The following is a 14,307-nucleotide window of genomic DNA, read 5'->3' on the forward strand; positions in this document are numbered from 1 at the left end:
TTCTTCCTTCTTCCTTCCCCCCTTCTGGGGCAGGGGGAGTTGACTTCTTCCTTCTTCCTTCTTCCTTATTTCCTATATGATAAACTCATTAAACCCAGAAGTTGAAAGCAAACTCGAATTCATCCGCAAAGCCTTAACCGAAACAAAAGCGAGATCCCTTCGCTTGCGAGGTACAGACTGGTTTGCCTGGGCCACAGCCGGCGGTTCCCATACAGTATTGCTAACCGCAGAAACCGGAGTTGCAGAACTTTTAATTACCGCCGAAAACGCTTGGGTTCTCACCGATGAAATCGAAGCTCAACGCTTGCAAGATGAAGAATTGCCAACCAACTTTCAAATGCACATCTATCCTTGGGCTGATGTTGCACAGCGCGAAGCTTTTGTCAAACAAATTACTGGTGGCGGTAACGTCATGAGCGATCGGCCAACTTCCCAAGAAACGCCAATAATCGCATCTTTACAATCCCGCAAACAGACAATGATGTCAAGCGAATTAGATCGATACCGACGAGTCGGGCGTTTAGCCAGCGAAGCGATGACAGAGGTACTTTCCGCCGCCAAACCCACATGGACAGAATATCAGCTAGCGGGAGCCGGTGCAGAGGCTTTGTGGGCGAGAGGTTTGCATCCAGCCCTGACATTAGTTGCTGGAGAAAGGCGTTTGCCACTGTACCGCCACGCCACAGCAACCGCCGAACAAATTGGACGACAAGCAATGTTAGTATTTTGCGCGAGGGGATGGGGTTTGTATGCCAATTTAACTAGATTTGTCTGTTTCGATTTTCTGGGCGAAAAGCATTCAGAGTTGCACCGAAAAGTCAGAGAAATTGAAGCAGCGGCGCTCAATTTTTGTCGGCCGGGAGTAACGCTGAATGCGGTTTATGATACCCTTAAAACTGCTTACGAAGAGCACGGATATCCTCAAGCAATTGCGGAACACCATCAAGGTGGAACTACCGGATATTTGGCGCGGGAAATTGTTGCGAATCCGGCTACTTCAGATATTTTGGCAGAAAATATGGCTGTGGCTTGGAATCCGAGTTTGTCGGGAGCAAAAATTGAGGATACGTTTGTAATTCACAGCGATGGAACGTTGGAAAATTTGACTTTTGATCCGAATTGGCCGAGTGTTGAAGTAGCGGGAAGGTTGCGCCCTGTGCCGCTGGAAATATGGGACGATCGACCTTAGTCAATCTCAAGCAGTACCGAGCGATGACAAACGCGCTGCAAACTTTTAGATGGAATTTATCTGGCGGCTTCTGTCATTTGGCTTAATTTAGTTAATCGGTAGGGTGTGTCGTTCCTTCATATTTGATAAATATGGCAGATTGACGGGTGGCGACGCACCAAACAGCAGGCGATCGCTCTTCTTGTGTTTACCACATATACATGGAATATGCTGTATGATTTTTCCCACCTAATTACTGAAGCAAAAACGCAGCTACATAAGGGTTTCCCGAACTTGTAGTCATGTAAAAGATTTTTCAAAACCGGGAAAGTCTCACTCCGTATTGGTTTGAATCGGAACGATAGCAGCAGGCGAGGGAACTTCCCCTCTCTCTACCCCACAGCCCTGTCTTTTAGTCGGCAGTTTCTAATTCCTCTAATTCTTGCGTAGACTGCCATCCAGCTTGCCAGAGCGATCGGTCTTTGAGCTGTGCGGCGTTCAGCCAAAAACGCACATTTGGATCGCAAGCCGCCACCATTTCTGCAAATACCCATTTACCTTCGTTTTTTCGGTTGACCACTTGAAAGTGTCGCCACCCCCAAGTTTTTTGGTGTGAAGTCCATCGGGAACCAACTAAATAAGGAAATTTTTGTTTTTTGCTCACAGTATTTTTGTGGAAAAATATATTAGAAAGCAAGTGAATTGTAATATAGCCATCCTAAATCCTTTGTGTCATTCTTGTAGGGGCAAACCCCCCGTGGTTGCCCCATGAGGCCAGGGTAGGCAAAGAAAGGTACTATCCCCTACATCTTGGTACGACTCCTGCAAGGATTGCTATAACTCGTTCTGTTTGATGATATTAATTCCCTATCAAAAGTCGTCCAATCCTCTCCCCCTCTCCCCTTCTCTCCCTCCCATCTCGAACATACCAAATAATATAGAGCCACTGCTGCTTACACGAGAGTTCACATAAACTCTATCTACAAGTAGATGCGTTTATTGTAACTTGCAACAGTTTCGCATCTGGTTCAAAAGTAAGGGCAGTTCAATGACTGCCCCTGTAATTAGTTATACCTATTGAATAGGATAATTTTTCAGGCGATCCACAAATAGCCTATTTATCCAATACCAGCTACATCGTGAATCTCAAATCTAAAAGCAAATAACCCAGGTTATAGTTGTGCAGAATAATCCTTTCTGTGAAACTTACTCAAATCTACTTTTAGAGCAGGTTTGACGTTCACTTCCTGCTTCTACCAAGGCGGTCGGCCGCTTCTTGTCCACAGGCGTGTTTTCGAGCCCAACTTTCCCTACAAACATTTTTTCAATCTTCATCGTGTTTCATTGATCCTGTACAGCTCAATAAAAACGCACTTTTAGGTAAGATTGACTAATTTCTTTGATTCTGTCGCTACCTCTTGATTACTTCCCTGTTAAGGCTTTTGGCCTGATAAGTCCAGAGGAAGTTGGGGAAGTCGGAGGCGAACCGCATTTGTTTGCAGCCAGAGAGTAATAGCGTGCTTCCGTTGCGGAGTCACGTACTCTCCTGGTCGGATCACGCCAGCACAGACGCCGATGTTTTTAATAAGGGTTTCTCGCTCCGATGAACTTGCACCCTGTAGCAACCTGACTTGGGCTTTGATAAAATCCACGTTCATAGCTGAAAGTAAAAGTAAGTAAAGAACTCAGTTAAATAGCGATGCTTTGATTCCGATTGTAACTCTAAAACCACTTGGTATGAATCAAATTGATTCAACATCCCCAGGATGGGGATCGGCGCGTCTAGAGCTAGCCAACTTTATTTACTTTATCTGTTTTTGCTAGCAAAAGTGTCACTATGCTAGCAGTTTTGGCAGAATTCTTTATAGTTAAGAACTGTTACAAATTTGGCTCGATTTCCACAATACGGCAGAGTTTAGTGCTAACGCTACTTTCCTGACCTCAAAAAGTTCAGCCTTGTCTCCAACTCCTTGCCTTCCTAGGTTTTAGACTCCCCGATTGGGAAGCGATGGCTCCGGGAACATTCCTATTCGATCGCCCCTCTTAACACCCCGACACTGCCACATCACCCTATTGATTTAGCTCGTCCTGTAGACTTAGCTGTGGACTATAACTTTAGGCATACGTGTTGTTACCGGGGCTACAATAACCGAGCAAGTTTTTATTCTTGTTTCTCAAGGAAATATTTTTTGGATTTTCTTGCAAAGCCCTTATTTGTGTTAATTAAGGCAGCTTTGTGATCTCCGGGCCAACGAAGACTCGCAGCTTGCGAATCCAGATATTTTGTGCTGTGTGGCGGTGAATATGTTTCCTGAATTCATTGGGGGCGATCGCACGTCCGCGAGAATTGTCAGTAACGGCTCATTTTGTATAATTCATAACAGATAGGTCACTGTTCATAATTTAAAAACAGTACAAGTTTAAACAGTCTTCCATCCGTCGATCGCTCCTAATAGTCTACCAAAATCGATAAAAAAAATTAACTGTGCATAGCCGATTTTTATGACGATTTTGCCCGATTAATTTGCATTAGGTAGCAATTATATGTAGCAAACCTTCTTACTAAATTAAGTTAAAAAAATATAACTTAATCTGATAATCACAAGTAATTAAACATACTGATTTTTTTCTAAATTTCAAATAAAAGCTATTTATTCATGATTTATTTATCATTTTTTAACTATCTTTATAGCCATCTTTTTTGTTAGAAAAATATTTTTTGACGGTAGAGGAGTCGGCTCAGGAAACTCTAAACGTGAATTTAAAATATTAATTAATCGGCGTTGCAAAATTTGAAGATTATTGTGGGGAGTAGGGTTGGGCGTCCCGCCTGCTGTGAAAATACACGCCTTCGGTCTCATGGCCCCATCACAAAAAACATTAAAATCATCCCCCTATTATGCAACCCTCATTAACCAGCTCATACGATATCTTTCACTATACAAAAACGCACCGACCAGCCAACAGATAAAAACCCCTCCCGCAGAAGCTGGGAGGGGAAATGGCGAATAAAATTATTGGTTTTAAATTATCGATATGTAGGTCTCTTTTTTCAGTATCAAGAGGTATCGATCTAGCCAACGACTAATGTTGGTCAGTCGCTAAAATAATTTCCCGGTGGGAAACCGAGAAATTATCAACTAAATCAACTTTTTTTCTGCTGGCGTTGGAGCTTAGTTTTCCAATTGGCGATATCCTTCTGAGCCGGCTGATAACTCTTAGTACCCGACGGCACCAGCGAAGCAGCTTCAACTGCCTCTTTCAGCTTTCCTTGAGAGCCACGCAACTGAGCAATTTTGAGAATACTTTCGCTCCACTCTCCAATTAACTGTTGAGCTTCTTCATACTTCGGCTGACCTGGCTCAATTTTATTAGCTTGCTGGATGCCTTTACTGTAAGAAGAGGCAACCCCCCGCTTAATTTGACCCTTAGCAGCCGATAGCAAAGCAGCATTTACATCCTGGTCTTTGGATAGCTCCTCCCACTGAGCGATCGCCTGTTTCGACTGATTGTAAACAGGCTTATTGACATCCGGCATTAATTTAGCCGCCCCGATCGCCCCCTGGAAATCGCCCCGAGCAGCCCGCCCGTTAGCTATATCCAAAATCGTTAAACTCCAGCGCTCAATATCCTGCTGAGCCTGCGGGTAGAGCGGATCGCTAGCCGGAATCGTTCGAGCCTTAACCACCGCTTTATTAAAACTAGAAGCCGAACCATCCTTAAGGAAAGTTTTCGCCTCAGCCCACACCTGCTGGCTCGACGGTGGCTGCTTGGTTCCAGCCCCTGCTTGCACCGCCCGCGGTTGGTTCTGAGACCCCCCAGTACCAGTAGATTGTTGAGATCCAGAGTTTTGGGCATTTTCAGCAGGCGATCGAGGATCTCCTTCCTGCTGACCAATAAAAATTGATCTGTTCGTCACAAAAACACCCAACAGCAACACCAAAGCCGTAGCGGAACTCCACAAAACTAGCTGCTGCAAAAATGACTTATCCGACCCCCCTTTATCTTCATCCTCCGGCTTTTGCAAGTTCGGTCGATCGCCTCCCCCATCAGCAGGAACCACGGCCTTCGGCTGCGACACAGGCGGCATCTCAACCGACGAATCCTGAGCGTTGCGAACTGCAGGAGGCAGATCCATTCGATCCCTAGCCGTCGCCATTTGCGGGCGATCTAACCCATCAGCCGTACCAACCGTCATATTGCCGTTGCGTCCGGCCAACGCAGCCGTTGGTACCCCTACATCGGGCAAAATCACCAAATTAGCCTTTCCTGGAGGATTCACCACCATCAAAGGTTCTTGTTTCGGACGCAAATGGTGGTCACACAGCTCCGGCAGTCGATCGCTCAAAAAACGGTCTAAACCCTTAATCGTCATGCACTGTCCCGAGCGTAGCCCCTCCAAAAGCGCCGTCGTAAAAAACCCCTGACGCAAAGCCGAAGTTTCCCGCGAAACTTGATTTGGGCGGCAAGAAAGCACCGTTGGGATTTCCAGTTCCCGCGCCAGATCGACCGTTTGAGAGCCGATCGTTTCCCCCGCTTTCAAAATCTGGCTGCGGTTCATATCAACCAGCACCAACACCGTTTCCGTAGGAGCGTTTTTCAGAGTATTCAACAGCAACTCTACCGGAATCCCCGTACCCTTAATGTCAGCCGGATTGCCGTCAATCGGCATCAAATAATCCTTACCTTCATAGCTGACACCGTAGCCGCTAAAAAAACACCAGAGTAAATCTCCCTTTTGCACATGTTCCCCGCAGAGGCTTTGGGTCAATCTCAGAATATTTTCCCGATTTGGATATGTAGATTGACCCCACAGCGACGGCGAGCTATCGGTCATCAGCAGACATCCCTCCGGCGCAAAACCCGCATCCTCAGTCAAAAAACCGTACAATGCCTCTGCATCCTCTTGGGCATAACTCAAAGGCTGGAGTAACTGATATTGATTGATGCCTATTGCAATACAAGCGTGATTTTTCATCCCCATATGCCCTATATATATAGTGGACTGCTTGCACAAAACGATAACACATAGCCGCTGAAGGTTATACCCACTTTCGCCAGCACTCAGAGAGCAGTTGTCCGAAGGCAGAACTCCCAACAAGCGCCCAAATTTAGCATCCTAGAAATTTTAATTTTTATATTGCAGTAAAAAATTCTCCCCTGTGTCTACCTTTAGAAAAATAAAGTTAAATTGGATACACAGGCCAGTCTATTTGACTCTAATTTTCACCAAACTACATCAAAAAGGAATAACCCGCCAATGGTCTCTACCGCCAAAAAAGAAATCTCCCCCCACAGCGAATCGTTACTAAAGCAACATCATCCTAAAACTCATAGCCACTATAGATTTCAGGATTTTTTTGCCTTCGATCGCCAGATGGGTACAATTGACGACTGGAACGAGTCGCGCAACATTTTTACAAGCGAAGACTTCATTATTGGTTTGGTGGAGGGACTCGAAGAAGAAGTCGGCCCTGCGTCCTCTGTCATCATGTATACTATTGGTTGCCAATGGGGACTCCAAGATTCCGAATTTTTTCAAAAATGGTTTAGTGCCGAATACAGCCAGAACATTCGCCAGTCAAATCTCATGTTTCTGCTAGAAACTTGGTGGTGGCCTTTCACAGCTCAAGGTTGGGGTCGCTGGGAAGTGGACATGAGCGATCGCAAACACGGCTGTATCTTCATCAACCTTTTTGACTCAGCAGTTGCTCGAACTTTGGGCGACGTAGGCAAACCGGTTTGTCACCTATACGCCGGTTTGTTCGCCGGTTTCTTTGGCTCTTTAGTCAAAAAGCCTCTGAGCTGCATAGAACTCCAATGTTACTCAATGGGAGAAACCTATTGCAAGTTTCTGCTTGGCAACCCAGATAAAATTGATGCAGCAGCATTCTGGCTCAACGAAGGTGCCAACGCCCGCGATATTCAAAATCGACTGCAACACGGTGAAATATTGCGGTAAACAACCTGGAAAGGCACATTCCCTGCCCTGCCTTTCCTCCCACCAATTTCGCGATCGAAAGTGCAATGGTGGATTTCTCCAGGCAGGAAGAAAGATGAAAAGTCAAACTTCATGGTTGGGCCAATCCGTCCAAGAATTCTTTGGTCACTATAATTGGCTGGGAAAATCTTTAGAAACCCCAACTGGCTCGAACCCCGGTCAACTTCTGAGTTTAACCCAGCCAGTAGCAGACTTTTTTCAAGCTATTTCTTGGGAAGGAATTCCGGAAGTAGGTGCCCTACCCCTACCGCCACCCTTGCCAGTAATTTCTATTACTGAACAAGCAGAAGTCACCATTGATGACCTATTCGATATGTTTTAATCTGTCTAGGGAATAGAACATGAAAAATAGAGCAATCCCTCATCCATCTTCCCTCACCTCTCTTTTCTCATCCTTCAAAATCCCTCCGTTAAATCCGTTAAATCCCGTACACTGCTCGTTGCCGAACTTCCTTCCTTTTATCAATTACCGATTACCACTTAATTAAAATCATGCACCCTGAGATTGAGGCGCTGCTGGATCAGGCAGAAAACCGCTTTTTAAAAGGCGAAGAACTCCTAGCTTTTAAGCGTCAAGCTGTAACCCTTGTTCAGCGCTTAAAAATTTACGAATTTTTGCGAGAGAAGGAAGCAAGCATCTTCCAACCAGTAGCCAACCAACTACAAGAAACATTCCCCGACGAAAAACAAGAAACCTTAGAACGATCGCTCAAACACTGGGTGTTAGTCTTGCGGTACTGCGCTATGGCTATGCTGCTGAACGATCAAAATTTTCTCGAACAGCGCCTTGTAGACTGGCTTTCCGGCATAGTCGAAGCCCACCAAACTCAAAAAATCGAAGCAACTGTTTGCAATCTGCTGCAAACTCGTTTAAAAGAATTGCTTTCCGAGCAAGCCAGGGCTATATTGCAACCATTTTTCGACCAAGCACAGTCAATTATTATTGATCAAGGTAATAAATAATCAGCTTTCTTCCCAATTTCCAATTCCCGATTCCCAATTCCCAATTCCCGATGATTAATATTGCCGACTTACTCAAACAGCCCCGACTCCCTGGAAACTACTTTGCCAGCGATGCCTACGTCCGAGGCGACCTCGAACTCGGCCTCCTCGAAAACCGACGGGGCGATCGGCTCTTAGCACTTCCAGAAACACTGATTCAAGCCATTTATATCGGCTTAGAACAAGAAACAGGTCAAGCCTCCCGCCTCGTGCTTTTCAACTGCGGTCGCTGGTGGGGTAAAAACTTCTACGTGCGTTTTTGCGAAGAAGTCAGCGAATACTACGGTCAGCCAGTTTCTGAAATGGAAATGGTAGAATTTCTTCAGTCATTACAGCAGTGTTGGAAAACTCATGGATGGGGAACATTTGATCTAGACCCCAGCTATTCCGAACATGGATTCTTAATAGTAAAAATTGCTAACTCTCTTTTTGCTAAAACAGCCCCCAAGTCTAAGCGACCAGCCTGTTTTTTAGAAGCAGGTATTTTAAGTTCGTTCTTTAGTCAGCTTACGGGTCGAGAACTTCACTGCCTGCAAACATCCTGCGAATCATTGGGTTCGGACTGCAACCGCTTTATTTTAGGGCTGCGCGATCGCCTCCAACCAGCAGATTCTATGGTCGAAGAAGGAAAAGACCATGAAGCTATTATCACTCAACTTTTCCAAAAAAACTGACTTATTTGACAGCTATTACTTTGTTTCTAATAGCTGTCAAAATTAAGTTTTGGTAGTCAGATTATCCACCGTATCATCAAAACTGTGAGTTAAATTATAAAAAATATCCTAAGTCAAGAAACTAGGTTTTAGCAATTTAAATAAAACCTGATTATAACTAGCAGCAAGAAAATTCATAACTTACTCTAGAAATTCCTAAAATTTAAAAGCCATCAAAACCTCAAATATTTTGCTAGAACTTAATGGACGCCAATGAACTTCTAACTCGATATGCAGCCGGCGAAAGAGATTTTAGACTGGCAAATCTGCGCGGCATTGTGTTGAGTCCGATCGATTTATACCGTTCCAGCGATGCCCCAACTCTAATTTTGGCAAACCTCAACCAACACCAGCAACGACCCTACTTAATCGGTGCTAACCTCAGCGGGGCAGACCTCACCAAAGCCCATCTGAGTCGAGCCAACCTCAGCAAAGCTGACCTCAGCGGAGCCAATCTCACCGGCGCCAACCTCATGGCAGCCAGTCTGAGTGGAGCCAATCTCATCGGAGCCAATCTCACCGGCGCCAACCTAGCCGGATCTCATCTGAATTGGGCAAACCTGACCGGAGCAATTCTTCCCAATGCTAATCTCATAGGTGCAGATATGAGCGCCGCTAACCTCACCAAAGCCGTTCTCACTCAGGCCAATCTCAGTAAAGCCTATCTGATTAAATCCAATCTCAACGGAGCAAACTTCAAAGATGCTTACTTAAGTCTAGCGAGTCTGAAAGAGGCAGACTTGACCGAAGCACAACTCACCGGAGCCGAATTATCCAAAGCCAACCTAGCCGGAGCCAACTTAACCCGTGCTAACCTCAGCAAAGCCAACCTGTTGAAAGCAAATCTCAGGCGAACTAACCTCACTCAAGCCTATTTAAACGGCGCGTGCTTGAGCGGATCAGACCTTAGCGAAGCTTGCTTGGATAGAGCCAATTTGTGCAAAGCAGACCTCAGCAAAACCTACCTGAGAAACATTACTTTGAACGGCAGCCACTTAAGCGGTATTAACCTCAGCGGGGCCGATCTGGGCGGTGTAGACTTGAGCCGCAAACTTTTAACTGGAATCAATATGGCAGAGGCATTGTTGAACGAAGCCAACTTGAGCGGTGCTTATCTGATGGAAGCTAACTTTAGCGGGGCAAACCTCAGCAAAGCCAACTTGAGTCTAGCCTACCTGATCAATGCCGACCTGTCTAATTCTTGTCTACATGAAATTAACTTGAGCAAAGCTAACCTGAGTAAAGCCAACTTGCAGAAAGCTGACTTGACAGGAGCCAACCTCCGGGGAGCGATTCTCACTGAGGCGGATTTGACCGGAGCGAAGTTGATTGGAGCCACTCTTCCTAACGGCACAGTTTATCGGCGTTAACTTGTCAACTCCCTTGATTATTTGCCCAGTAAAGTGCGGTTGATGTCCAGAATCGGAAAAAATAGGTTCCTTTCTTCCACCGTGAGATATTGCTTGAGGACCTTTTTCATCACATCATAGGTCACGGTCGCAGTATTTCTAACTTGAACAGCGCCTAAAATAGTTTGCAACCAAAGTAGTAGCCGATCGCGCAACCGTTCAGTATCATTAATCAACAGTGCTGCCGCCGAATGCCTCAACACCCGCACAATATCTCCACGGCACTTTTCAGTCATATCGTTAGCCCCCCGCCGAAATAAACTAGGGTCTAGAGACAGCATTTGTGCTTCCACTTGCCGCATAATTTCTGTTTCAGAGGCTTGAATTTTTTTATAAGCACTCATCCGGTAATTCAAAGACTGAAAGTAGTCTTTCAAAAATTGGAGTTCTTCTGCACTGGCGTACCGTCCGTCTGTTTCCGTGCTCAAACGCGCAAGTTGGCTCAACATAGATTTTTCTCTACTACTAAAATACAAACATATCAGTTTTAAGCTTCTTTAGTGCGAACTAAATACTGTCCTACTTGAAAGCGGGTTTCATTAAGCTGTGTAACGATAGAACGAGTAATTAACTTTCCCGATTCTACAACTACTTGACCCGTAATTGGGTGTAATAAATCTTGCTGGGCCCGGCGGCCGATCAGAGCTTCGACATTTTCAATAGCATTAATGTACATCCCCGCAGGCAACTCTACAACCACACCCTCGCCCATAATTTGAGCCTGACAAGCAAGTCGCGAATTGGCTTTAGCCGTAGTAATGACTTCCAACGTCCTTTTCTCGCGGCGGTTCATGTCCGACAAGCCTTCCATGCCTTCTTTAATGTAAACATGGCAGGTAGCGCACATTCCCCGCCCCCCGCATTCCTTGAGAACGTCTAAGTCTTTGGAAAGTAAGGCAGACAGGATATTCGATCGGGTTTCGACTGCTATTTCCTCCGCAATTGGATCTAGTTTAATAATTTTAACCATATTGATGTTTGCTCCTGTCAAGTTCAGTATTTAGCAAGTTACGATCAACTTATTCAAAGCGCAAAAAAATTTGGCTAACACTCAAAAAGGTTAAGATGCCTTGACGACAGCATCGGCTTCTGCCTCTCTAACCCCTATGGCATAACCGCACTTCTGTTTTTTTGGTCCTATCGCTGTTTCCTCGGCCCGATTCCCCAGCTTAGCCTTGAAAAGCTAAAACCTTAGAAACTTTCTGGAGGGCATTGAAAAAACTGTAATAGTCGCGATCAACTAAAATAGCAGCCACAGGTAGTTCCAGATCGGGTACAGGCATCCGGCAAGATTGATAGTGATTCCGAAGCTCAAGGATTTTAGTAGGTGCGACTGTGCGATCGCTCTCAAGGAGGCTGAGAATGAACCTGAGATAACATAGGCTGTACCTGGCGATCGATTCAAAAATTTGAATTTTTGTCAGAATTATTTACATATTTTAATACTAGCTCAAGCTTTTTCTATAATTAGACCGATGCAACATTCTAAGTACCGCATTTTAGGGCTAGTCGGACAAGGACAATTTGGTCGAGTCTTTTGTGCCAGCGTTCGAGAAGCTCCCGCCCAGGACTCCCGCCTCACCAGCCAACTGGTTGCTCTCAAAGAACTTAGTCATCAAAAAGCCCCAACTAGCGAATTCTTGCGAGAGCTGTGGTTTCTGATCACCTTGCAGCACCCGAACATCGTTACCTGCCGAGCTCTAGAACACACAGCTACAGGCAGGTACTTGGTTATGGACTACTGCGAGGGAGGAACCCTCCGCAACCTACTCAAACAAGACCGCCCCTTGCGTCTGCTCGAAGGTTTACAGCTAGTCATGGAAGTTTTAGCCGGCTTAGACTACGCCCACCGCCGAGGCGTAGTTCACTGCGACATCAAACCCGAAAATATCCTCCTAACTTTAGGGGCCAAAGGTTGGTCGCCCCGGCTGTCTGACTTTGGCATCGCGCGTCGGCTGCCAGAAATAGGTACCACTCGCCTCCACCAAGAACTTTCTCCCGACGCTACCGTAGGTTCCCCTGCTTACATGGCCCCTGAGCGGTTTTACGGTCTTTTTTCCCCGATGTCAGATATATATGCAGTAGGAATTCTGCTGTTTGAATTGCTAATGGGCTACCGCCCTTTCGGGGGAACCCCCGGAGACTTGAGGTGGGCCCACCTCAATCAACGCTTGCAATTTCCAGACGCCATCCCCGAACCTTTGCAAGCAATAGTCAAAAAATCTTTAGAAAAGCTGCCAGCCCGCCGTTTTGCCAGTGCTTCCCAAATGGCTCAAGCTCTGCGGTTGATCATGTACGACCCCGCTGTCAGGCAATTGGGCGACTGCATTATTCCCTGGGAAAATCCCACAAGTGGTGATAAAAGTCTGAAGTCGGAAACTGACTCTTTGCTGGAAGTTGAAGAGGAAAAAGTATCACAGTCGGCTATTAATTTACTTCGGACTGTGCGCTATTCGCTTTCGCAGCCCAAGCCACTGATACTTCCTGCACCGTTGACCGCTTTAATTGCCACTGAAACCTATCTCTATGCTGCTGTAGGTACAGAGGTCAAGGTTTGGTCTCAGCCGGGAAAACAGCTAGTTACAGGAGAAATGTCTACTTCGATTTCATTAATGGCGGAAATCGTGCGCGGCATTTTACCTGTTTCCAACGGCTGCTGCGTTCTCACTCCCCAAAAACTTTACTGGCTCAATGAGCGATCTTGGGAGCCTCAGTGTTTACTGGATATGGGTTTGAGGCAAGGGCCAGATGCTTTAAAAGCTGCTGTAGACTCTCGCGGCAACTGGTTGACAGTAGCGGTTCCCGGCGAACTGCGTTTTTATTCTTTAGCTGGAAACAGCACGGCGGGCGATCAGAAAAAAGCCCTGAAGCTGATCGCTACTGTGCCGTTACCAGAACACTATTTACCAGAATTAATGTTTTTGGATCGGCGACACGTCTTAGCAGTTTGGCCGGATAACGAACCAAAAAATCCCCAAACTATTTTTAGAGTTTACACTCGCCGCGGCACCCCTGTGGGTTCTGTGCGGTTGTCTGCCAGCGTCGGACAGATCCTATTGACACCTGAGCCTTATACTTTGCTGGGAATTCCCCAAGGTGGTAAAGCGGCGGTGCTGTTGATGAAATTGTGGCCGCTCAAGGTAGCGCGAATTCCCCTGGAAAGTTTGCCCGTGTCTGCTTGTGTGGCTAATTGGGGATGGGTATTGGCAGATGTTGGGGGCCAGATAGAAGTGTTAAACAGTCAAGGGATTCAAGTAGGGAATTTTAGCAGCCCCGCCTCACCGCGGGCGATCGCTCCCTGGGGCAATAGAGGTTTGGTGATTGCTGTCAATACTCAGGAAGAGAGTCACTTGCACTTTTTAGATGTAGATGTTGAGGATACCAACTCGCCCTCGATCATCAAAGGCTGATAACTGGCGTAACTGAAGGAGTTTGGGGGTGTAATTCAGGAGAGTGTATTTGCGGGCGATCGATTCCTGGGAGTTCGATCGGGGTTAGAGTACCGTGTCGTGTCAACTTCGGGATTTTGAATCAGAGGAATCGTTAAGGGCGATCGGCTCAATCTGAGATCCAAACCTCCCTCCGTAAAGTCCAAGAAATGCAGACACCACTTACATATATATGACTCATGCACCAGCCTGCTTCTGTCATCCTAAGCCCATGATGCAGCCTCACACCTTACACTCTAACTTTGCCTAACCTCTACTCCAAGTAAGCCCCATCATGTTGAACCACTGAGTCCTTATACCCATGCGCGGGAAATAGTCCGCCCCAAAGCCGTATTTGGGCCCAAAAAAAGACCCCATAGTTAAAAGAGGAGTCAGCCAGGGGATACCGGAGCAGGCGATAAATGTCGAAACCCTTACTGTGTATAGCTTCAAAAAAACCTCAAAAATATTTTCACAAAACGCTTGACAACTCTGGGGAGAGTTGATACATTAATAAAGCGCCAGAAGGGAAGCGGTTCAAACAACCGCGAACTAAAGGTAGAAAACTGAACCTAGAAAAAAGAAT

Annotated in this window: 12 protein-coding genes; 7 read left to right on the forward strand and 5 right to left on the reverse strand. The window is 46.0% G+C overall.

Annotated features, from left to right (window positions below; translation table 11 throughout):
- The first annotated feature begins 76 nt into the window (after positions 1–76).
- Entirely contained in the window at positions 77–1,189 is a 1,113-nt protein-coding gene (locus tag QT987_RS24465) for a M24 family metallopeptidase (protein WP_333245437.1), read from the forward strand.
- Positions 1,190–1,580: 391 nt separating this feature from the next.
- Here QT987_RS24465 and QT987_RS24470 read toward each other — a convergent pair whose 3' ends face one another.
- The 3 genes from QT987_RS24470 to QT987_RS24480 all read right to left on the reverse strand — a co-directional run bounded on the left by QT987_RS24470 (position 1,581) and on the right by QT987_RS24480 (position 6,146).
- Entirely contained in the window at positions 1,581–1,832 is a 252-nt protein-coding gene (locus tag QT987_RS24470) for a TIGR02450 family Trp-rich protein (protein WP_242725377.1), read from the reverse strand.
- Positions 1,833–2,601: 769 nt separating this feature from the next.
- On the reverse strand, positions 2,602–2,826 hold the full coding sequence (locus QT987_RS24475; protein ID WP_006635912.1) for a hypothetical protein: 225 nt from the start codon (positions 2,824–2,826) through the stop codon (positions 2,602–2,604).
- Positions 2,827–4,313: 1,487 nt separating this feature from the next.
- Complete coding sequence (locus tag QT987_RS24480; protein ID WP_333245440.1) at positions 4,314–6,146, reverse strand: peptidase C14; 1,833 nt, start codon at positions 6,144–6,146, stop codon at positions 4,314–4,316.
- Positions 6,147–6,428: 282 nt separating this feature from the next.
- Between QT987_RS24480 and QT987_RS24485 the strand changes: the two genes are divergently transcribed.
- From QT987_RS24485 to QT987_RS24505, 5 genes are all read left to right on the forward strand, one after another.
- Positions 6,429–7,130, forward strand: coding sequence for a V4R domain-containing protein (locus QT987_RS24485; RefSeq protein ID WP_333057681.1), 702 nt, complete (start codon positions 6,429–6,431; stop codon positions 7,128–7,130).
- A 94-nt stretch (positions 7,131–7,224) separates the two neighbouring features.
- On the forward strand, positions 7,225–7,491 hold the full coding sequence (locus QT987_RS24490; RefSeq protein ID WP_333057683.1) for a hypothetical protein: 267 nt from the start codon (positions 7,225–7,227) through the stop codon (positions 7,489–7,491).
- 170 nt (positions 7,492–7,661) lie between these two features.
- Positions 7,662–8,132: a phycobilisome protein gene (locus QT987_RS24495; RefSeq protein ID WP_333057685.1), complete on the forward strand. Its 471-nt coding sequence runs from the start codon at positions 7,662–7,664 to the stop codon at positions 8,130–8,132.
- A 50-nt stretch (positions 8,133–8,182) separates the two neighbouring features.
- Positions 8,183–8,845, forward strand: coding sequence for a V4R domain-containing protein (locus QT987_RS24500; RefSeq protein ID WP_333057688.1), 663 nt, complete (start codon positions 8,183–8,185; stop codon positions 8,843–8,845).
- A gap of 242 nt (positions 8,846–9,087) precedes the next feature.
- On the forward strand, positions 9,088–10,254 hold the full coding sequence (locus QT987_RS24505) for a pentapeptide repeat-containing protein (protein WP_333245442.1): 1,167 nt from the start codon (positions 9,088–9,090) through the stop codon (positions 10,252–10,254).
- A gap of 17 nt (positions 10,255–10,271) precedes the next feature.
- Here QT987_RS24505 and QT987_RS24510 read toward each other — a convergent pair whose 3' ends face one another.
- Positions 10,272–10,742 carry a phycobilisome protein gene (locus tag QT987_RS24510; RefSeq protein ID WP_333245446.1) on the reverse strand — a complete coding sequence of 157 codons (471 nt, stop codon included), beginning with the start codon at positions 10,740–10,742 and terminating at the stop codon, positions 10,272–10,274.
- 38 nt (positions 10,743–10,780) lie between these two features.
- Positions 10,781–11,263 (reverse strand): 2Fe-2S iron-sulfur cluster-binding protein, encoded by a 483-nt coding sequence (locus QT987_RS24515; RefSeq protein ID WP_333057691.1) that lies wholly within the window; start codon positions 11,261–11,263, stop codon positions 10,781–10,783.
- Between the two features lie 505 nt (positions 11,264–11,768).
- Here QT987_RS24515 and QT987_RS24520 point away from each other — a divergent pair.
- Positions 11,769–13,703 (forward strand): serine/threonine-protein kinase, encoded by a 1,935-nt coding sequence (locus tag QT987_RS24520; RefSeq protein ID WP_333245448.1) that lies wholly within the window; start codon positions 11,769–11,771, stop codon positions 13,701–13,703.
- Positions 13,704–14,307: the final 604 nt, after the last annotated feature.

The sequence above is a fragment of the Microcoleus sp. SVA1B4 genome (genome assembly GCF_036700545.1).
Taxonomy (GTDB): domain Bacteria; phylum Cyanobacteriota; class Cyanobacteriia; order Cyanobacteriales; family Microcoleaceae; genus Microcoleus.

Bases quoted from the DNA above. Each gene is read 5' to 3' on its own strand.
- QT987_RS24465 (WP_333245437.1), top strand. From the start codon at position 77: ATGATAAACTCATTAAACCCAGAAGTTGAAAGCAAACTCGAATTCATC.
- QT987_RS24475 (WP_006635912.1), bottom strand. From the start codon at position 2,826: ATGAACGTGGATTTTATCAAAGCCCAAGTCAGGTTGCTACAGGGTGCA.
- QT987_RS24480 (WP_333245440.1), bottom strand. From the start codon at position 6,146: ATGAAAAATCACGCTTGTATTGCAATAGGCATCAATCAATATCAGTTA.
- QT987_RS24485 (WP_333057681.1), top strand. From the start codon at position 6,429: ATGGTCTCTACCGCCAAAAAAGAAATCTCCCCCCACAGCGAATCGTTA.
- QT987_RS24490 (WP_333057683.1), top strand. From the start codon at position 7,225: ATGAAAAGTCAAACTTCATGGTTGGGCCAATCCGTCCAAGAATTCTTT.
- QT987_RS24495 (WP_333057685.1), top strand. From the start codon at position 7,662: ATGCACCCTGAGATTGAGGCGCTGCTGGATCAGGCAGAAAACCGCTTT.
- QT987_RS24500 (WP_333057688.1), top strand. From the start codon at position 8,183: ATGATTAATATTGCCGACTTACTCAAACAGCCCCGACTCCCTGGAAAC.
- QT987_RS24505 (WP_333245442.1), top strand. From the start codon at position 9,088: ATGGACGCCAATGAACTTCTAACTCGATATGCAGCCGGCGAAAGAGAT.
- QT987_RS24510 (WP_333245446.1), bottom strand. From the start codon at position 10,742: ATGTTGAGCCAACTTGCGCGTTTGAGCACGGAAACAGACGGACGGTAC.
- QT987_RS24515 (WP_333057691.1), bottom strand. From the start codon at position 11,263: ATGGTTAAAATTATTAAACTAGATCCAATTGCGGAGGAAATAGCAGTC.
- QT987_RS24520 (WP_333245448.1), top strand. From the start codon at position 11,769: ATGCAACATTCTAAGTACCGCATTTTAGGGCTAGTCGGACAAGGACAA.